We start from the raw sequence: 21,021 nt of genomic DNA, 5'->3' as shown, positions 1-21,021 counted from the left end.
TTCTTTATTATTTTTCAAATTGTATTTCCTACAGATATAATTTGCCAAAAAACCGATGTAACCATTCGTTTTGATAATGCGGCAAATAATTTTACCGAAAGTCTCCCACTGGGCAATGGCCGCTTAGGTGCATTAATGTATGGTAATACAATGAAAGAACGCATCGCCCTCAATGAAATTTCTTTATGGAGCGGTGGCCCGCAAAATGCCGATAAAGACAGCGCCTGGCAGTATTTAAAACCCATACAAGAGTTGCTGCTGGCCAGAAAAAACAAAGAAGCTCAGTACCTTTTGCAAAAACATTTTATAGCAAATGGCCGTGGCTCAGGGTTTGGGAATGGTGCAAACGATAAATACGGATGTTACCAAACAATGGGAGATGTACTTATTAGCTGGAAAGACAGTGCCCTACCGGTTACCAATTATAAACGCTATTTGAATATAGAAGAGGCAAAAGCGGTTTACAGTTTTAACAGAAATGGGAAATTAATTACGGAAGAAATTTTTGTAGATTTTATAAATGATATTACCTGGATAAAACTTTCTTCTAATAAAAAAGGAGGGCTCAGTTTTTCACTTTCACTTTACAGAAAAGAACATGCGGCTGTTTCTTTAATGGATAATAAAATGGTTATGCAGGGACAATTGCCATCGGGTAATGATATGGGAATGCAGTTTGCTGCCATTCTTGAGCCCATTTGTAAAGATGGAAAAATAAAAACAGAAGGCAATGAAATAGTTATAAAAAATGCTACCGAATGTTGGCTCAAAATATCATCCGCTACAAACTATAATTATGGTAATGGTTTACTATCAAATGAAAATGTAGTGGTTAAGTCTATGAGCTATTTGCAAAAAACAAAAAATATTTCTTACAGTTATGCATTTCAAAAAAGTAAAGAAGCATATCAAAAATTATTTAATCGTTGCCGCTGGTATATGCCTGCATACAAAAAGATACACCATCTTACTACCCTTCAACGATTAGTCAATTATCAAAACGGCAGCAGCGATCCACAATTGCCGGTGCTGCATTTTAATTTTGGAAGGTACTTGCTCATCTCATCATCCAGGCCGGGTTTATTGCCTGCAAACCTGCAGGGGCTTTGGGCTACAGAATATCAAACCCCATGGAACGGCGATTATCACCTCAACGTAAATGTACAAATGAATTATTGGCTGGCAGAGCAAACTAATCTTTCTGCATTGGCTGAACCCTTGTTTCAGTTTACAAAAAATTTAGTGCCCAATGGAACAAAAACTGCCCAGGCTTATTACATGGCAGATGGCTGGGTGGCGCATGCAATTAGCAATCCATGGCTTTATACTTCTCCCGGCGAAGGCGCCGATTGGGGCTCTACACTTACCGGTGGCGCCTGGCTATGCGAACATATTTGGGAACATTACCGTTTTACAAAAGATAAAGCATTCTTAAAAAATTATTACCCGATACTAAAAGGAGCAGCGAAATTTTTACAATCTATTTTACTTAATGAGCCCTCACATGGTTGGCTGGTAACGGCTCCATCCAATTCGCCGGAGCATGCCTTTAAAATGCCAACTGGTTTTGTGGGCAATACTTGCATGGGGCCAACAATGGATATGCAAATTTGCCGGGAACTTTTTAAGGCCTGCATTAGTGCATCTAAAATTTTACATACTGATGAAGTGTGGAGTAATGAATTGCAAAAAGTAGTAGCACAATTAGCGCCTAACCAAATTGGCCAGAAAGGTGATTTAAATGAATGGCTACAGGATTGGGAAGATGCCGAGCCGCTTCACCGCCATGTTTCGCATTTGTACGGCCTGCATCCTTACGATGAAATTACACCCTGGCAAACGCCTGAGTTAGCAAAGGCCGCAAGGCAAACCTTAACTGAGAGAGGTGATAAAGGCACCGGCTGGAGCAAGGCATGGAAAATAAATTTTTGGGCAAGGTTGGGCGATGGCAATCATGCCCTAAGCTTGCTAAAAGAATTATTAAATCCGGTAAGCAACAATGGAACAACAATAGGTGGCGGCACTTACCCCAATTTATTTTGTGCTCATCCGCCATTTCAAATAGATGGAAATTTTGGCGGCACAGCAGGTATTGCAGAAATGCTGTTGCAAAGCCATGGCAATGATGAAGTGATTCGTTTTTTACCTGCATTGCCTACTGATGCCGATTGGCAACAGGGTAGTATTAGCGGATTAAAAGCCCGTGGCGGCTTTACTATTAATCTGAAATGGGAAAAAGGAAAACTATCCACAGCCGAAATATTTTCTTCCTTAAGTACTTTCTGCAAAATTTTATTACCTGCAACTAAAGAAATATTAAGTAGTAATGGAAAAATAATTGCAACAGCAAATAGTAAAGCAACAATTGTAACCTTTGCTGCTACTGCAGGAGGATTATACAAAATTTTATAACCCAAACTAAAATTTATCTTTGCCTAAAATAATATACTCATTGCCAGATAAACTATTTTTGAAATGATTCGTATTGTATTATTCCTTCTTTTCATAAGCCAGTCTTTATTTGCACAGGTTACACTACCTGTTTTACATGATTCAGTATTCAATACCTATTTTCATCAACGGGCATCTTTATTTAAAACCATGCCACAAACTAAGGGTAATATTGTTTTTGTAGGTAATAGTATTACTGATGGCGGAGAATGGAATGAATTATTTGGCGATACCAGAATTAAAAACAGAGGTATTAGCGGCGATATTACTGCCGGAATTATTTTTAGATTGCCAGAAATAGCCAAAAGAAAACCGGCAAAGGTTTTTTTGATGATTGGCACTAATGACCTGTCTAAAGGGATAAGCGCCGATAGTGTTGTAAAAAATATTTTGCTTATTTCTTCCTACCTGAAACAAGAAAGCCCTGCTACAAAGTTTTTTGTACAAAGCATTTTGCCAGTGAACAATGTATTTGGAAAATTTAACGGGCACACAGGTAATGGCGAAAAGATAAATTTTGTGAATGAACGGTTAAAAGAAAATGCCGACTCTGCTAGTTACACATTTATTGATTTGTATACTGTTTTTAAGGATGAACAAGGAAGACTGAAAGTAGAGTTTACCAATGATGGGTTGCATTTAAAAGGAGAAGCTTATCTGTTATGGAAGCATTTGCTGTATCCTTACGTATATGACTTACAAAAGAAAGCTTCTTTAATTCCCTTGCCACAACAGCTTACCTGGAAAAAGGGAACTTTCCCTTTGTATAAATGCAGGGCTATCGTGGTTACTGATAGTGCCTTGATGAAGGAAGCAAGAGATTTGGAAAACATCTTTATTGAAAATGGATTGCAAACTTCCATAAACAACAAAGTGGGTAAAGACGAAATTCAAATTGTATTGCAATTTGATACATCCAATTCATCCAAAATGGCAAATGAAGCTTATATTTTAAAAATCTCAGAGAAGAAAATTTTGCTAACAGCAAAAACAACTCATGGTATTTTCTATGGCATACAAACGCTTCGGCAGTTAATGAGGGACGGCGTAATGATTGATGCCTGTGAAATAACCGACCAGCCTGCCTTTGCATGGAGAGGTTACATGATTGATGTAGGCCGTAATTATATGTCAATTCCTTTGCTGAAACAGCAGATTGATGTAATGGCGATGTACAAACTGAATATATTTCATTTCCATGCCACAGAAGATATTGCCTGGAGGTTAGCAATAAAGCAATACCCACAACTCACAGCGCCGGAAACCATGCTTCGCCATAAAGGCATGTATTATACCCAGGCAGAGATAAAGGAATTGATTGCTTATTGTAAAGAGCGGCACATAACTTTTGTTCCCGAAATTGATATGCCCGGCCATAGCGCTGCTTTTAAAAGGGCAATGAAAGTGGATATGCAAAGCAATTCAGGAATGAAGTATTTAAAAAATATTTTAAAGGAAATTTGTAGCACTTACGATGTGCCCTATATTCATATTGGCGCCGATGAGGTAAAAATTACCAATAAAAATTTTATTCCTGAATTTACTGCATACATAGAAAGTTTAGGGAAAAAAGTTATTGGCTGGCAGCCGGGTGGAAATTTTACAAACAGTACCATTCGGCAATTATGGATGGATGACAATGCACATCATACCTCTAACAACCAGGTTCAGTTAATTGATTCCAGGCATTTGTATTTAAACCACATGGATCCGTTGGAAGCAGTTACATCTATTTTTAACCGAAAAATTGGCGATAAAGAAAATGGTGATGCTGCCACTTTAGGCGGTACTATTTGCATGTGGCCCGACAGGGCAGTAGCCAAAGAAGAAGATGTTTTAAGGATGAACCCTGTTTATCCCGGAATGATGGCTTTTGCCGAAAGAATCTGGCGTGGCGGCGGCCAAAGCGGATGGATTGCCAATATAGATGATGGTGACAGAAAAAGTTTTACTGAATTTGAAAACCGGTTGCTTGATAACAAAAAACTTTATTTCAGCAATAAAATTTTTAACTATGCAAAGCAATCTAACATTGTGTGGAAATTATATGGCCCCTATAATAACAATGGTGATTTAGCAAAACAATTTATACCCGAAACAAAAAATTTGAATGAAACAAATACTAAAATATATAAAGAACAAACCGGCGGTACTATCGTATTACGGCATTGGTGGGCACCACTTATAAAGGGCGCTATAGACAACCCCAAAGCCAGTACCACCTGGTATGCCACTACACAAATTTGGGCTGATGAAGATGGTGTAAAAAATTTCTGGATAGGTTTTAATAATATTTCCCGCTCGCCTTCTACAGATTCGCCACCTGCAGATGGTTGGGATGATAAGAGCAGCGCTGTTTGGGTAAATGGAATTTTAATAGAACCGCCACATTGGCTAAGGGCCGGGCAAAAAGGAAATTCCGAAATACCTTTATTAGATGAAGGTTATGAATACCGCAGCCCCACAAAAATTTTTTTAAAAAAAGGTTGGAATGAAATTTTAATAAAAGCGCCCATAGGTAGTTTTAAAGGAAGAGACTGGCAAAACCCTGTAAAATGGAAGTTTACGTTTGTGGAAAACGATATTGGCACAAAGTGATGTAACTAAATAAGAATTTTATTAAAATACTCAAATCAACTTATGCTCTACTGCAAATTTAATAAGGGTAGCTGTGTTTTTTACATTCAGTTTGGCCAATAAATTTTTTCGGTGGCTGTCAATGGTAAACTGACTAAGAAATATTTTTTCTGCAATTTGTGGGTTGGTATAACCTTCAGAAATTAGCGTAAGAATTTCTTTTTCCCTGCTACTTAATACCGGCATTTCTTCTTTAGAATATTTTTGATAGGCCTGCAATGCCTCACCGGCCTCACCACTAAAATAAATGCCTCCATTATGTACCGTATGTATGGCTTTTATCAATTCTTCTTTGGAAGAGTTTTTTAAAATGTATCCCGAAGCATCATTCTCCATCATCTTTTTAATATATAATCCCTGGTTAAATGTACTAAGCCCTAAAATAAAAATGCCCGGGTACTTTTCTTTCATTACCGCACAAAGTTCTACCCCGTCCATGCCGGGCATACTAATGTCCATTAACACTACATCGGCCGTATTATTTACAAAAAACCCCAGGCATGATTGGGCATTCATTGCCTGGCCAACCCATTCTATATCTTTTTCATGTTGTAATAAAGAATAGATGCCTTCAATTACTACAGGGTGATCATCTACAATAAATACACGAATCATCGTTATAAATTAAATTCAATATTTACTAATGTTCCTTTGCCTGGTTCAGAGTGAATGTCTAACTGCCCTTTTAAATATTCTACCCTAGATTGTATATTGGCAAGGCCGGCTCCATTGCTCTCCGCTATCATACTAGCATCAAATCCTTTTCCGTTATCTTCTACTACCACATTTAAGCGATTACCTTCTTTTACCAGCTGCACAAATGCTTCTGTGGCTGCCGCATGTTTCAGTATATTGTTTAGCAACTCCTGTACAATACGGTAAATAATAATCTCCGTTGATTTATCCATTCTTATTTCCAGGCCATGGGTTTGGTATTTTACCATAATGAGCTTGGTTCCATTCACCGTATTACAATATTCTTTCAATGCTTCATCAAGTCCAAACTTGGTAAGCATTTCAGGCATCATATTATGTGCTACTCTTCGCAACTCTTTGATCGAAGTGTCAATCATATCCAATGACCTTTCAAACACGGTCATGTTTTCTGGGGTTATCATTAAATTGTCTTTCATATTGCTTAAGGAAAATTTTACGCCAGATAATAATCCGCCGAGGCCATCGTGCAAATCTTTTGCAAGGCGGCTTCGTTCTTCCTGTTGCCCTTTTAACATTGCATCCACCGCTACCAATTGTTTATCTTTTTCTAATTCGCTAATGCGTTGGTGATGAATTTCGTCCTGCTGTTTTGTCAATAATTTCTTATGGCGGATATTTCGGTAGCCCAGGAAACCGATGAATAAAACGGCTGCAAGAAACCCTGCAAGGATATAGTTGAGCGTGGATTTTTGCTTAATGGAAATATTCTGCATCTTTTTTTCATCATCCAGTTGCAAAATGTGCGCATCTTTAATATCCGATTGGTATTTCGCTTCTAATGCCTGTATATTCTCCTTATGTGTTTTACTTATCACACTATCGTATACTACCAAATAGTCTTTTAGATAGCCCAATGCAGCAGAAAAATTTTTTCTCTTTTCTTCCAGTTCTGAAAGGTTCTTTAAAGAATATTGTTCAATTTGCGGTAGCTCCAGTTTTTTTGATTGCTCAATGGCAACTTTATAATAATAAACAGCCTGTTCATTATTTCCAGTTAAAAAATAACTGTATCCAAGATTTTGATTTACCGCAGCAATCTCATAGTCGTTTCCGGCTTTTATCATATTTTCCAATGCCGCTTTAAAACTTACTACTGAACCCATTTTATCATTTGCAGACTCTATCTGGTACTTACCCAAAAACTTATAGCCCATTCCCAGCATGTAGTAATTTCCACTTTGGCTTGAAATTTTTATTACTTTATCAATCAATGTATCTATCCCTTTGTATTCTTTCAATTCAGTTTTAGCAGAGGCCATAGCAAGGCTGGCAACTGATATCTTAAATGGATCCTGGAGTCTGTTGCTTATTTGCACACATTCTTCAGCATACTGTAAGGCAGTTTTGTTGTCAAGAATTTGTGTATAAAGAGTAGAAAGGTTATTGTAGGTTAAAAAAAGCAACCCATCCTCTTTTAATTCTTTATAAACCCGTGCAGCCTCCTGGTAATAAATTACTGCAGAATCATAGTTTCCTTTATAATGATAAATTACACCAAAATTATGCTGTAACATACCTCTGAACTTTATGGAGCGGTTATCCTTTTTACTTTTAAATATTTCGAGGGATTTATTGTAATAGATTGCGCCGGTATCAAAATTACTTTTATCTGTATACAAAACGCCTGTTAACCTATAAGCTACTCCTAATCCAAAATCAAAATTTAATTGCTTTGAAAGGTTTACTGATTGTATTGCCAATGCCATTGCCCTCGCAGGATTAAGATGTTGATATTTTACAATCATGTTATTCAATAAAACAACTTTTGAAGTATCTTCTTTTATTTTTTTCAACTGCACTTCAAGTGAATCAATTAATTGATTTTGTGCTTTTACCTCAATGCAAAACAAGGCAAAAAATATCAAAAAGTATAGCAATAGAAGTTTCATGAAATAAAGTAGAGCGTAATTGAACATAAAGGTTCACTTTCTTCTCCATATAATCAAACATTCCTTTTAAAATACCAGTTTCAGGTGATTTTTAGGTAAGCTGAAAGGAATCACCGTTTTGGGTGATGACTATAAAAAAAGTCGCTTCTACATTTGGTCAGGCATTTTTACAAATAAACAATACAATAAAATTTTAAAACCATGAAACAGTTCTTCTTACTCTCTTCAGCTGTTTGCATAGCATTTGCAGCCAATGCTAAAATTTGGCGGGTAAATAATAACGCCGGTGTAACAGCTGATTTTACTGATATGCCCGCCTGTATTGCAAGTTCCAGTGTGGTAAACGACGACAGCATTTATGTAGAATCCAGCGTCACTATGTACACAAATTTTACCCTAAACAAACGGCTTGTCATCATTGGTACTGGCTATTTTTTAAGTGGTGTCAACAGCAACCCAGGGCTGCAGGCAAATACGAACCCGGCAACGCTGAATTATTGTTATATAGACACCCTGGCAAGTGGCAGCCAGTTTATCGGCATCAATTTTTCCGATGGCATCTATACCGTAAATGGTCAGGGAGCAGATAACATTAGTTTTACCAGGTGCAGTTTAAACCAAATGAATATTGGATATGGCGGTCCCTTAGCCGGCGCTGATTATACCGGATGGATCATTAACAAATGCTACATTACTAGTATTACTTCCAGCAACCGCCCGGTAAAAAATGCAACGATTACCAATAATATTTTTATAGGGGCTTTTGATACAGGCAACAGCGGAAACCTGAATAACCTTTTACGTAATAATGTTTTCAGAAATGTTATCAGTGCCAATAATACTTATTTCGCCAATAATATTATAACCAATATCACTTTTTCGGCTACTAACAGCACAGTAAAAAACAATACCTGCATTGGCGCTGCGCCTGCAGGTTTTGCACCTTTTGTTGGCCTTAATGGCAATGTTGCCGGTGAATTAGATGCGAATATTTTTCAGGGCCTCACCGGCAACAGTACCGACGGGCAGTGGCGCTTAAAAGCAGGCAGCCAGGCAATAGCCACCGGTGAAACAGTAAGCAGCATAACACCCGACCGGGGCGCATTTGGTACCGCCGACCCTTATGTGCTGAGTGGCATTGCTGCCATTCCAACAATTTATAGTTTAACAGTACCGGCATCGGTGGCAAGTAATGCCACTACTATGCCCATTACCATCAGTACAAAAAGTAATAATTAAAAACCCCTAACCCTAAAGGGGAATAAAAAACTATAGACTCTTAAAAGTCTTCGTTACAGAAGATATTCAGATGGACTTAAAAATAGTGTAATGAAAAAATATTCTACAATCATAGTTTGTTTGCAAAGCATTTTTTGTTTTGCACAACCGCCTTATCCGCCTGCACCATTACCACCCGGCAATATCAACAACATAGAATATTTTTTTGACAGCAAGCCTGAGTTTGGCAGCGGCATTGCTCTAACCGGTTTTACACCGGCTGTAAATATCAATGCTTTTAACGGCACGGTTAATCTAACGGGTGTACCACCGGGTTTTCACCGTATTTATTTTCGCAGTAAAGATGCTGATGGCAAATGGAGTTTTTCCAACTATGCTTTTTTTGATAATTATAACCTGCCGCTGTATCCCACTGCGCCAGCAGCACCTGGGGACATTACACAGATAGAATATTTTATTGACAGCAACCCTGGTTTTGGCAGTGGCACACAGATACCTTTTACACCCGGCACAAATATTTCCGGTCTTAATGCCAATATAAATATTACCGGCCTGCAGCAGGGTGTACATCGTTTTTACATCCGCAGCAAAGATGTAAATGGTAAATGGAGCATTACCAATTTTAGTGTGTTTGATAATAGTTCCGTAGCCCCATACCCGCCAGCCCCACCGGCGGCGCCTCCCATTGCCAACATTGAATATTTTATTGATACCGACCCCGGCTTTGGCAATGCAACACCCATCAATGTGCCTGACAATACAGGTGATATAAATAACTACTCGGTAAACCTGGCTTTATCAGGTTCATTAACCATTGGCACTCATTATTTATATATAAGAAGCAGGCAAAACCCCTGGAGCATATCCAATGTTGTTCCATTTTCTGCTACGGGTGTTGTACCTGTTAGCTGGTTGTATGTAAAAGCGATGCTGCAAAATAATAATGGAGTTATAAGCTGGGGTACCTCATCGGAACAAAATACAGAACGCTTTGAAGTGGAGCACAGTACAGACGGAGGCCGCTTTACAAATATTTCTATTTTGCCCGCAGCGGGCAACAGCAGTACGGCATTGCATTATTCTTTTACGCACAATGCTTTGCCACCGGGTATGAACTTCTACAGGATAAAGCAAATTGATATGGATGGTAATTATAAATACTCACCAGTGGTTTCATTGCTCAATCGCAATGGTCTCCGCCATACCATCATTGCCCCCAACCCTGTTGGCGATATGCTGCATATTATAGAACCGGCACAAACAAAACTGCTGACAGCGGAAGTTTATAGTAGCAGCAATGCGTTAATAATTAGTAAAAGTATAAACAGTAATTCGCAGGTACACAGCCTGCCGGTTAGCAAACTTGCCAAAGGTATTTATCATCTCAGACTAAAATATGAAAATGAAGTAAAGAAATTCTCTTTTGTAAAGCAGTAATTGACCCTAATTCAACAAATATATTTTACAACATGAATCACTTACTTTATCAGTTCAAAAAAAGACGCAGGCCTCTTGTATTTGTTTGCCTTTTGATGGCTGGTTTTGGAAGTAATTGTATGACGCAAACACCCAAACTCACCAATGCATTCGCTGCATCATCAGGCATTGCAGTGGACAGTAAGGGCAATGCTTTTGTAACGGGCCAGAATAATAAGGTAATAAAAATAACAGCAGCCGGAAAAGCGGAGCTCTTTGCAGGTGGTGGGAGAAACCGTAAAGATGGCCTGGCAAAAGAGATAAGGTTTTCCAGCCTTGCAGGAATCGCCATTGACTCCTCCGATAATTTGTATGTAGCAGATGGTACAAGGATTAGAAAAATTACACCGGAAGGTTTTGTAACCACCATTGCCGGTAGTGAAATATCCGGGTATAAAGACGGCGACCGCTCAATTGCGACTTTTGTCAATCTTGAAAATATCGCCATAGATAATAAAGGAACTATTTATGTTACGGATAATGAATTCACCAATAACAGGGGAAGTTCCGGGCATCATGTTATCCGGAAAATTTCGGCAGAAGGCATTGTTACAACAATAAAAAATGGGAATGAAGCTGAACTCCGGGTGCATTATGCAAGAGGCATTGCCTGCGATAAAGATGGTAATTTATATGTAAACGCCAGCGTAAGCCATTGTATTAAAAAAATTTCTCCTTCAGGTGTCATTACCACTGTTGCCGGCCAGTGTGATAAAACAAAATTCAATTCCGTGTATAAAGAAGGCCCTGTATCAACGGCTGTATTGACCAACCCAAGTGGGATGGCTATTGCAAAAAACGGCGACATCTATATCACTGATACAAGACTGCACCGCATCATAAAAATCGCCAACAATAAAGTAACCACGGTGGCGGGTTCCGGTAAATTTAATTTCTCCGGCAACCCCGCCGGCGCTGCAGAGCCCGGCTTTGCCGATGGCAAAACAACTGCCGCACGTTTTAATGCACCAGCAGGTATCGCCTTTGACCGGAATGGTAATTTATTTATTGTGGATGCCAGCAGTTCCAATAACAGCTATATCCGGAAGCTATCACCGGAAGGAATGGTAACTACATTTTGCAAACATGAATGGAACCCTAAAACAAGTCAATATGAAGAAGTGGAATAATTCATACAAGAATAATTCTTTTGTAACCAGCTACAGTTTTACATGGCATCGTTCGTTGCGTCGCACTCTTGTACTTTCTGTTTTCATGGCATCATTATCCATCCAGACATTTTCTCAAACAGAAACATTTGATATTGCCACCTATACCCCGCCAAAAGATTTTAAAAAAGACAGCAAGGCTGCTGTGGTAAATTATACTAACGTAAACCAGGCCACCGGCAGCATTTGTGTAATTGCACTGTTTGCCAGTACTGTCAGCACAGGCGATGCGAAAAAAGATTTTAAAAAAGCATGGCAGGAGTTAGCAGTAACTCCGTACAAGGCGGAAGCCAATCCAAAAACAGAAATGCAAACCACAACTGATGGATGGGAAGTGGTGACGGCCGCAGCGCCAATAAAATTAGATGGGGCAGAGCTATATGTTATCCTGACCGTAGCAAGCGGCTTTGGAAAAACGATGAGCATCAGAACATCATTAAACGATGAAGCCTACACTGCACAAATAGATGCAATGTTTGCCTCAATGGAATTAGATAAAACAAAAACATCATCCATGAGTAATAATAACAGTACAACTACATCTATAACCGGAACTATCGGAAAATTTGGCTTGATGAATTATACATCTCCGGCGGGTTGGAGCCACCAGTCATTCCCCGATGGAGTTGTGTTTAAACCATTGGATATACCACCGGGTGAATATTTATCCATTCAAATAATGCAGCCGTTGAATTTTTCAGGCAGTATGGAACAGGCACTGCAGCAAAGTTTTGATGAAGCGGCTGCCATGTATAATGGAACAAAGATGAACTATGCCGGTAGCGGGGCCAGCTATCAAAAAACAGAAGCAAAAAAATCCTTCCAGGGATGGGAATATATAAGAGCAAATGGCGGCATCCGGATAGGAACCGGTGATTATCCCCCCGAATATGGATTGGATATGTTCGTTACAAAAATCAATAACCGGTTTGAAAGGATGGCAATTTTAAAATCAAGAACGATCAACAGGAGTTGCAGCATGTCTGCATTTTATGCTGATGAAAGACAGCAATACAAAACTGCGATTGATAATTTTTTATTCTCTCTGCAATTTACTGACGGACCACAACCACTCATCACCCAATCTAAAAGCCTTGAAGGTGGTGGCATCAAAGCTGTGTGGCGTGGTATTTCGATGAATGTCAGCACAGCAACTACCAGTCAGCCGATTGGTTTAGGCTATAATGTTTTCACGCCAATATTTTTATCAAACGGACAAGCTTATTTCGGCCCTAAATTTTACTCCGAAGGTTTGAATGATGTTGACACAAGGGTACTTGCAGAATTATACCGCCGGGATTGGGGCACTTATACCTTCAGCACTGGAAGAGGAGTTTTGAAAATGCCTTATGGCGATATCCCACTAAGAATGGAAGGAAACACACTCATCATCACTGCCAATCATACCGATCACCGTTTTTATCAATTGCCTTCGGTTGACGGTGCAAAATTCAACGGCACTTATACGATGAGTGAAGCATATGGAAAAATTCCAGCCATCACTTTCTCTGCCGATGGAAGGTTTAGTGATAATGGCGCTATAAGGGTTTTGTACCATGAATACAATGAATGCATCAACCCGGCCCTTGCACCCGGATCCGGCGCTTATGAAGTAAAAGATTATACGATCACATTCAGTTACAGTGACGGAAGAAAAATAAAAATTGCATTCCTGGGAACGGAATATGATATAAACAATCAAAGCCCGTCCATGTTGCGGATGAGTAATAATGAAGACCCGATGACAAGACAATAATCATTATAAAAAATAAATTATGTTGGACAAAGTGAAATCCCGCAAAGCGGGAAATAAAATAATTGTTTTTGTTTTGCTGTTTAGCTGGATCAATGCATCCGCACAAAAAGAAACACCGGAAGATACTATTGCAAAACCTCTTATTACCGCAGTGGGCAAACCCGACGGAAAGAAAACAGAAATCAAAATAAAAAAAGATGAAGCCAGGTTACGGTCTTCTGATGGAATGCTGGAATTGATAATACCTGTCGGGGCCGTTTCTCCAAAAACTATTATCAGCATTCAGCCCATTACAAATACAATGTCCAATGGAAATGGCCCGGCTTATCGTTTTGAACCATCGGGCATACTATTTAAAAAACCGGTACAAATTATTTTTCATTATGATGAAGAAGAAATTAAAGACAGTTTGCAATTGCTGATGGGCATTGCCATGCAGGACGAAAAAGGGCAATGGTACGGTTTGAAAAAAACCGCTTTAGACACCATTACAAAAACCATCAGTGGAAATATAAATCACTTTAGCGACTGGGGAAGATTTGATAAAATAAAAATTGACCCTTCGTATGCAAGGCTTAAAGTAAACAAAACAAGGAGCTTAACAATTACTCATGTTGCAAGCGAAGACGATGATTTAATAGAGCCGCTTACAAGTGGAAGTGATGATATGCTGAGTCCTCTTATAAAAAGAAAAATTCCCTGGAGGGCCGTATGGATGGCAAATGAAATTGTAAACGGGAATGCAACCGAAGGAAAAATTTCTGTTATTTCCAAAACCAGCGTCAACTATAAAGCTCCTGCCGGTTTACCTCCTAAAAACCCCGTGGCCGTTACTGCAGACCTTACGGGCATTGTATTCCGCACAAAAATAAAAGGGCAGCTAACTACATTTGAAAAGCTCAGGCTTGTCAGCAATATTTTAATCTTTGATGATGCTTATGAAGTAACCATGATAAGTGAAATACAGGATCCGGGAGCAGGAACTAATCTTGGCGCCGCTACTTATAAAGATACAGGCAGCTTTGTAATATCATTAAATGGCAGAGAAGCAAGGATAATTGAGAGGGTCAATAGAAACACAAATGCTGATTTGGGTTATTTAGGGGGCTGTTGCTGGAATTTCAAGATTATAAAAACCGGCACAGGTAATATCCATATCGCCGGTGCTCCCGTTGTAAAAGTTACCCCGCCATCAGCGCCCGGAAAATCAGCTATTGTAGAAGTCCGTTTTAACCGGATTCCGGCAATATTTCCCACTTTTCAGGTTACCTGTCAATGCCCCGGTGATAAGAAGCCTATGAATTTCACCAATGCCCAGGGTATTGTGATGATGTCAAGATTTCTGCGTGCCGACCCGGAATATATAAAATTCGAAGCAAAAGAAGGTGAACAAACTATTTTGGAACATGGGCAGCCAGGAGGCCAAGTTTACACAAAATTTACAGTGAAGCACATAAAAGAAGATGAATGATTAGAACGTTGTTTGCCCCATTTTCAGGTGATTATACTCCAATGCTAACAAAATCACTGTTTCGGGTGAGAGATACCATCCTGCATTATTTTAATTTTAGATTATTAAAATCATCCTTTCAAAAAAACATTTTATTCTATTGAAAAAACTTTAGGAACCGGGTACGTTTAATTATTTAAAATAATACTGATGAAAAAGAACATAACATTTGTAACGATCGTATTCATTCTTTTGAGTTTGTATTCATCGGTACATGCCCAAACAAAAATTATAAAGAAAGGTGCAAAATATGATACGATTATTGTAAAGAAGGGCTACAAACCGATTAAAAAAGCAAAACCTGTTGCCGTTCAGGTATCAGTAAAAGAAATCGTTTTACCCGTACCGGAATACATTAATCAACCCTATTATTTTGACCACGACAAAAACAACCTGATAAAATTAGAAAATGCCAATGCCCTGATGGTAACCAAAAAGAAAACGCTGGGTTTAAAAGGCGCTAAACAATTGCTGAGCATGGATGCTGCTTCATCTAAAATTCGTTTCGTTGCAAAAAAAGATATTGTTTTTTTTATTAAAACCAGTGGAGATGTAATTGACCTCACTTCGTACATAAAACTTTACGAGTTTGTACCTGTTGGGCAAAAACGGGAAGTAACCGTTACTACAAAAGAAGGAATGCTAAATAATAAAGAGGAAGCCATTGGAAGGCTTATCAGCTTTAGTGTAAAAATGATTTCCAAAGACAATTACCAAATTCAATTGCCCGAGCAACTGGCTGCCGGAGAGTATGGCTTTGTGTGGGTAAAAAACATGGAGCTTAAAGAATTTACCGTTTTTGCTTTTGGAATAGATTGGAAAAGCAGCGATTGAACTACCAATTTTCTATGGCCTGCTTTGAAACCCCTGATCAGCCTGGCTTTAAAGTATTTTTAGCATTATGGAACAAAAATTATTAAAAACAATTAAACAATCATCATCATGAAAAAATTATTTATTTACCTGCTGCTATCCTTACCATTACCGCTGATGGCACAAATTGGCATTAAAGGCGGTTTAAACTTTGCAAAAGTTTCTAAAGCATCAGAAATAAGCAGCAGCAATAAGGCTGGTTTTCATGCCGGAATTTTCCTGGCTATGCCTTCCAAAAAAATGATCAGCTCCCGTACCGAACTCATTTTTTCACGCCAGGGATACGATTATAAAAACGCCACCACTACCGGCAATGTAAACATGGATTATATCCAAATGGGACAATTGATGTCTATAAACATTACTAAATATTTCTCCCTGATGCTGGGTGCACAAACTTCTTACCTCATCAGCGCACAGGCAGATAGCAGTACTGGTACTGGAAGCGGTCCCGAAAAATCAATAATGGACCTTTATAACCGGATTGATTATGGCTATGCAGTGGGTGTAGAAATTCACCCGGTTTTGGGATTAATCATTGGCGCCCGGTACAATGTGAGTTTAGCAAAAGTGTATAAAGATCTGCAAAATATGCAAGCTCCGTCTTTTACAAGCCAGGATGCTAAAAACAATGTAATACAAATTTCTGTGGGCTGGCGTTTTGGCAAGCAACCTAAGAAAGAAAAAAAGGAAGATTAAATTTTAGAGACTTTTAGAAATTATAAAATACAGTTATGAAATATTTAATGTTAACCATTCTGCTCCTGTGCGTATCAATTTACCTGTATGCACAAAAATATCCCGAACCAGAGTTTAACAATGAAGTAGTTTTTCTTAAAAAAGACAGTACCCATACTTTGTTGCGGCTGGAGAAAGAAAGCTCTAAAATGGAAAGCAAAACAAAAGGAGCTGGCTTTGGTGGTTACGAAATGGGTTATATATTTGATGGGGAAAAATCAACCATTCGTATTCAAAAAGCCCCGGGCTATTCTTTTGTTTTCTCTACCGGCGCTTCGGTTAAAACGGCTTCGCCACAACAAGACTCAATAATGAGAGCCAATGGTATGGACCCTGCTATGATGGATGGAATGAGTGGAATGGGCGGAATGAATGACCCAGCCAATACCATTACTTTGTATAAGGCCGAATCAGCCAAAGGCAAAAGAAAAATACTAATGCAAAAAGCCGGTGGCGCATTTTCTATGGGGAAAAATAAAAGCTCAGACAAATTTACCTTTAGCGTAAAAAAAATAAGGGAAGGTTATTGGGAACTGGTTATAGATAAACCCCTCACCCGTGGCGAGTATGCATTTAGCATGATAAACATTGGCGCAGGCGCAATGGATGGCAGTACCGTGCTATTTTCATTTGGTGTGGATTGAGCGTTACAATTATTGAACAAAATAAAAATTTATTCCTGGTAAGCTTTTCAGCATTAACCGGTTAGCCATGCTTCAAAATCTTTAATGCGCTCCTTCACCACATCAATTTTAAAATCCGTAAATCCTTTTAACCGTACATAAGGTTTTTCAAATTTTTCAATAAAATCTTTTGCCACCAAGTGGTATCTATTTTTGGTTACAAAAAAATCAATGTTATTTTCTGCAAGTATATCACAAATTTTTTGCCATTGCAGGGAAACCGTAATTTCCTTTTCTTTATTAGCTAAAAAAATATTTCTTTTTCTTGGTTCCGTATGGTGCTGGCAAATACAAATGAGCTTTCTTAAATCTACCAGCACTTTACTTTTATTTTCATCTTCTAACCATACCAGGCTTTCTTTTTTTAATGGTTGTAAACATTTTTCTTCTGCCTCTTGCAAGTACTGGGGCAAATGAATACGAAGGTTTTCCCATAATGGTTTTACCAGGTATTTATCTACTTTGTATTTATTAATAATTTCCTGTGGTATCTCGGGGTTGTCTTTTTGAAATCCGGTATTAAAAATAATGTAAGGATTATAACCCGATAAATTTTGTACTTCTTGCAAAATTTCATAAGCGCTGCCGCCATTAAGGCCCCAGTCTAAATACAATAAATGCGGCTTGGTAGTTTTTATTTTTTCAATGGTTTCTTTTACACCAACACAATAACCCAGCGACTCCCACCTGTCGAAATTTTTCATGCGCCTTATAATGCCCTCACAAACATCCGGCGCATTTTCTACCACTAAATAAGTTAATTTATCCGTTGCCATCCTGTAATGTGTTTGGAATTTTAATGGTTATACTGGTGCCAAAGCTTTCATTGCCTGCTGTATAAATTTCATCCCAGTAAGCAATATTTATTTTATGGGCATTGGCCGTATTAATAATGTTGATAATTTCATCCTGGTTTTTTGTACCCGTCCCATGCCTGGTGTAGTTACTCAGCGTAGCCGATTTTTTACGCCCTACTCCATTATCGGTAATGGTTACATTAATATAATTTTCAATTTCTGCAATGGCAATCGTTAATTTCCATGGCCCTTCTTCCCTATTGCTAAGGCCATGCAGCAAAGCATTTTCTACCGGTATTTGTAAAATGCCCATGGGTACTTGTATATTTTTTAGGCGTTCAATAATTTCATCAGCAGGAAAATGGGTCTCCAGCTTTTTTAAATACATCAGTTGGTGAATATGCACCAGGTTCGTTACCAGGCTCCACTCATTTTTAAAATTGTGTAATATTTTTTGCTGCCGGGCATGGTTAAAAATAATATTTACGCTTTCGCCCAGCCTGCTTAACACACTTTCTGCTTCGGGCTTATCGTCCATTTGTGCACCAATGGTGTTTAGTGCATTTAAAATAAAATGAGGCCTAAACTGGCTGCTTAAACTAACCAATTGCAGGTTGGCCAGTTTTTTTTCCTGTTCACTTTTAAAGGAATGAAATTCGGCTTCTTTTGTTTTAGCCTTTTGCTCGGCCAGTTGCCTTTTTCTTTTTAAATTGATAAAATAAATAATAGTACCCAATAAAAGGCAGCACAGTAAAAGCCAGAACCACCATTGCTGCCACAAAAATTTTTGAATATTTATTTTATAAACATACCTTGTAGTACTGCCATCTGCTTCATAAATTTCTAAAATAAATTGGTACCGCCCGCTACTTATATTTTTTATTGAATAAATATTTTGGAGTGATGGCTCTGGCAATAAAATGGAATCTCCTGCTTTAATTAAAACAGCGCTGCTGTATCTCGGCATATTATCAGGGCTTAAATAACGCACCAAAATGTCGAAAGAATTATTACCCGGTTTAAACTCATTGTTTTTACCAGGCTGTAAAACAGTTTGGTTATTACCCGATTCTACCAGCACCGTAACCGCCACTTTATAAACCGGTAAGCTCAACCATTTTTTTACATCCCATTGGTAAAGCATATCGCTGCTGCTAAACCAAACTGTGCTATCTGTGGTAGAAGTTAAAGAAGTGTTTTGTTCTGTAAACGATGTAAAGCCAGCTTCCTGCGGATTAAGGTAGCGAAGGATAATTTTATTTTTTAAATGAAAAGAATCTAAGTTTAACAGCATCATTTTATCGTAACCGCTTATTACCATCCAGTTTTTGTAAAGCGTTAGTGAGGTAATGGCATTGCTGTTGCCCAGCATCGGATGATTTATTTTTTTACAATTTAATGGCGACGGATTTTTGCTGTAATCGTTGTAATACCAAAGCCCATTAGTACCGCTGCCCAGCCATACGGTTCCCTTTGAATCGGTTAAAGAAGAGAAGGCGCCAAAACTAGTTTCCTTTTTATCGGTAAGCCAGGTGATAGCCCTGTCTTTTTGGGGGTCATAAACCATCAGTCCTCGTTTAGAATGCCCACACCATATACGGCCAAGGCGGTCTTCTGTAATGGTAAGAATGTTTAAAAGATTAGCGCCCTTGCTGCTGTCTATCTTATGCCATATAGGTTCATCGGTTTCTAACTGAGTGGTAGTAGTTTGCCAAAGCCCATTGTGGCCACCGGTACCAATGTAAAAATGTTTGTGGTCTTTAGTAATGTAGGTGTAAAACCCATACATATCTTTTGTAAGTCGGCGGCTTTTACCGGCTTTATTAATTCTAAATAAACCTCTGCCAAAACCTTCATCAAGTAGGTACATATTTTTATTAAACGCAGACCCACCGTTGGTTATTTTTGCTTTATTATTTGGCAACGCATGGGCTTCGTCGTTATGAATAATAGTAATGCCGCCATTATAGCTGCCGGCCCATATATCGCCGGCTTCATCTTGCCTAAGCGAAAAAATAGCATTGCTATTATTGTTGCTAAACAAGGCAGGATATTTTTTTATACTGTTAAAAATTCGCAGGGGTTTATTTCCGGTGCCTGCATAAAAAGAACCATAGTGGTTTTCAAAATCCAACAGGTTGGCATAGTCCTGCGAAATAAAAAGGGGCGCTTTTTCTGTAGGTTGTGCAATGTTAACAATCTGCCGGTATCCATCTTTTAACTTTAAAAAATCATAAGGGTAGGTTTCGGCATTTATTAAATTATATACCGCTTCATTATCAGCTACATTCTTTTTTATAACGCCGTTTTTAATTTGCAGTATTGCCCGTTCCTTATCTGTACCCTGTGCTGTTAAATTTTGCACATTGGTAAACTGCCTGATGGTTACTTTGCCGGTAGCATAAGCAGCCACTTTTTTAAACCTAAAACTTGTGGGTAATAATTCATAAATAATAAGCGAATCGTTGTTATTGGTAGCGGTATAATAGGAGTTGCCTGAAATATAAATTGCACCATCAAACTTTGTATTGATAACATCAGTATATTCTCTTTGCACAAATTCCTTTCCCGAAAAGGTATAGGTTTCCTTATAAGCACTCATATTATTGATGTAAACCAGCGCTCCATTTATTTCGGTATATAATTCAAATTCTTTGGGTAAGCGAATGATGTGCTGTACGGTATCGCTACGCAAAACCACAATTTTTTTTGAATCGTAATACCAGGTTTCCTTTTCATTTACTTCATAAAAATATCCGCTTAAAGCGCCCTCATTTGAAATAGACGACAAGGGTATGCGGTAGTTATTGCCATGTATGGCCAAATCGCCATCGTAGGTTTTAGTATATACTTTGCCCGAAGGCGCATGATAAATGGTGGCATAGTTAAAACCAATATAACCATCTTTATCGCTTAAGGTATAAGTATTGGTAACTGCGGCGGGAGCATTAAATGTCAGTTGTGCTTTTGTTACCAAGCAGCAGCAAATAAATATAATGGTTAGTATGAATTTCACTATGTAAATATAAAGTAGAAGGGGATAAATTTTTTAAGGTTTCGTGTAGGGATTTGGCGGTTTGGTGAAA

14 protein-coding genes are annotated in these 21,021 nt (G+C 38.4%); 10 read left to right on the top strand and 4 right to left on the bottom strand.

The features are described 5' to 3' along the window. Positions 1 to 18: 18 nt before the first annotated feature. The gene (locus IPO46_11325) at positions 19 to 2,412 is read left to right on the top strand and encodes a glycoside hydrolase family 95 protein (GenBank protein QQS64397.1); all 2,394 of its coding nucleotides are present in this window, start codon (positions 19 to 21) and stop codon (positions 2,410 to 2,412) included. Between the two features lie 63 nt (positions 2,413 to 2,475). Then, entirely contained in the window at positions 2,476 to 5,049 is a 2,574-nt protein-coding gene (locus tag IPO46_11320; protein QQS62666.1) for a family 20 glycosylhydrolase, read from the top strand. Positions 5,050 to 5,079: 30 nt separating this feature from the next. Here IPO46_11320 and IPO46_11315 read toward each other — a convergent pair whose 3' ends face one another. Together IPO46_11315 and IPO46_11310 are read right to left on the bottom strand one after the other, a co-directional pair. Further along, complete coding sequence (locus tag IPO46_11315) at positions 5,080 to 5,703, bottom strand: response regulator transcription factor (GenBank protein ID QQS62665.1); 624 nt, start codon at positions 5,701 to 5,703, stop codon at positions 5,080 to 5,082. Between the two features lie 2 nt (positions 5,704 to 5,705). After that, positions 5,706 to 7,694, bottom strand: coding sequence for a sensor histidine kinase (locus IPO46_11310; protein QQS62664.1), 1,989 nt, complete (start codon positions 7,692 to 7,694; stop codon positions 5,706 to 5,708). A gap of 201 nt (positions 7,695 to 7,895) precedes the next feature. Between IPO46_11310 and IPO46_11305 the strand changes: the two genes are divergently transcribed. The 8 genes from IPO46_11305 to IPO46_11270 all read left to right on the top strand — a co-directional run bounded on the left by IPO46_11305 (position 7,896) and on the right by IPO46_11270 (position 17,099). Next, positions 7,896 to 8,933: a hypothetical protein gene (locus tag IPO46_11305; protein QQS62663.1), complete on the top strand. Its 1,038-nt coding sequence runs from the start codon at positions 7,896 to 7,898 to the stop codon at positions 8,931 to 8,933. A 90-nt stretch (positions 8,934 to 9,023) separates the two neighbouring features. After that, positions 9,024 to 10,370, top strand: a complete 1,347-nt coding sequence (locus tag IPO46_11300) for a T9SS type A sorting domain-containing protein (protein ID QQS62662.1) — start codon at positions 9,024 to 9,026, stop codon at positions 10,368 to 10,370. 119 nt (positions 10,371 to 10,489) lie between these two features. Then, positions 10,490 to 11,539, top strand: coding sequence for a DUF839 domain-containing protein (locus IPO46_11295; GenBank protein QQS62661.1), 1,050 nt, complete (start codon positions 10,490 to 10,492; stop codon positions 11,537 to 11,539). Beyond that, positions 11,523 to 13,334 carry a hypothetical protein gene (locus tag IPO46_11290; GenBank protein ID QQS62660.1) on the top strand — a complete coding sequence of 604 codons (1,812 nt, stop codon included), beginning with the start codon at positions 11,523 to 11,525 and terminating at the stop codon, positions 13,332 to 13,334. Before IPO46_11295 ends, IPO46_11290 begins: the two co-directional genes overlap by 17 nt. Before the next feature lie 19 nt (positions 13,335 to 13,353). Then, positions 13,354 to 14,805, top strand: a complete 1,452-nt coding sequence (locus IPO46_11285; GenBank protein QQS62659.1) for a hypothetical protein — start codon at positions 13,354 to 13,356, stop codon at positions 14,803 to 14,805. Between the two features lie 189 nt (positions 14,806 to 14,994). Continuing rightward, positions 14,995 to 15,678 (top strand): hypothetical protein, encoded by a 684-nt coding sequence (locus tag IPO46_11280; protein QQS62658.1) that lies wholly within the window; start codon positions 14,995 to 14,997, stop codon positions 15,676 to 15,678. Positions 15,679 to 15,786: 108 nt separating this feature from the next. Then, positions 15,787 to 16,416: a PorT family protein gene (locus tag IPO46_11275; GenBank protein ID QQS62657.1), complete on the top strand. Its 630-nt coding sequence runs from the start codon at positions 15,787 to 15,789 to the stop codon at positions 16,414 to 16,416. Positions 16,417 to 16,451: 35 nt separating this feature from the next. Further along, complete coding sequence (locus IPO46_11270; GenBank protein ID QQS62656.1) at positions 16,452 to 17,099, top strand: hypothetical protein; 648 nt, start codon at positions 16,452 to 16,454, stop codon at positions 17,097 to 17,099. A gap of 53 nt (positions 17,100 to 17,152) precedes the next feature. Here IPO46_11270 and IPO46_11265 read toward each other — a convergent pair whose 3' ends face one another. Further along, entirely contained in the window at positions 17,153 to 17,914 is a 762-nt protein-coding gene (locus IPO46_11265) for a response regulator (GenBank protein QQS62655.1), read from the bottom strand. Further along, complete coding sequence (locus tag IPO46_11260) at positions 17,901 to 20,912, bottom strand: histidine kinase (GenBank protein ID QQS62654.1); 3,012 nt, start codon at positions 20,910 to 20,912, stop codon at positions 17,901 to 17,903. The genes IPO46_11265 and IPO46_11260 overlap by 14 nt, the downstream gene beginning before the upstream one ends. Between the last annotated feature and the right edge of the window lie 109 nt (positions 20,913 to 21,021).

The sequence above is a fragment of the Chitinophagaceae bacterium genome (assembly GCA_016699815.1).
Classification (GTDB): Bacteria; Bacteroidota; Bacteroidia; order Chitinophagales; family Chitinophagaceae; genus Ferruginibacter.
Note: the sequence above shows the minus strand (reverse complement) of the source record. Positions and strands in the feature narration are given on the sequence as shown.

Coding starts and splice junctions, on each gene's coding strand:
- IPO46_11320 (QQS62666.1), top strand. CDS start 2,476: ATGATTCGTATTGTATTATTCCTTCTTTTCATAAGCCAGTCTTTATTT.
- IPO46_11315 (QQS62665.1), bottom strand. CDS start 5,703: ATGATTCGTGTATTTATTGTAGATGATCACCCTGTAGTAATTGAAGGC.
- IPO46_11310 (QQS62664.1), bottom strand. CDS start 7,694: ATGAAACTTCTATTGCTATACTTTTTGATATTTTTTGCCTTGTTTTGC.
- IPO46_11305 (QQS62663.1), top strand. CDS start 7,896: ATGAAACAGTTCTTCTTACTCTCTTCAGCTGTTTGCATAGCATTTGCA.
- IPO46_11300 (QQS62662.1), top strand. CDS start 9,024: ATGAAAAAATATTCTACAATCATAGTTTGTTTGCAAAGCATTTTTTGT.
- IPO46_11295 (QQS62661.1), top strand. CDS start 10,490: ATGACGCAAACACCCAAACTCACCAATGCATTCGCTGCATCATCAGGC.
- IPO46_11290 (QQS62660.1), top strand. CDS start 11,523: ATGAAGAAGTGGAATAATTCATACAAGAATAATTCTTTTGTAACCAGC.
- IPO46_11285 (QQS62659.1), top strand. CDS start 13,354: ATGTTGGACAAAGTGAAATCCCGCAAAGCGGGAAATAAAATAATTGTT.
- IPO46_11280 (QQS62658.1), top strand. CDS start 14,995: ATGAAAAAGAACATAACATTTGTAACGATCGTATTCATTCTTTTGAGT.
- IPO46_11275 (QQS62657.1), top strand. CDS start 15,787: ATGAAAAAATTATTTATTTACCTGCTGCTATCCTTACCATTACCGCTG.
- IPO46_11270 (QQS62656.1), top strand. CDS start 16,452: ATGAAATATTTAATGTTAACCATTCTGCTCCTGTGCGTATCAATTTAC.
- IPO46_11265 (QQS62655.1), bottom strand. CDS start 17,914: ATGGCAACGGATAAATTAACTTATTTAGTGGTAGAAAATGCGCCGGAT.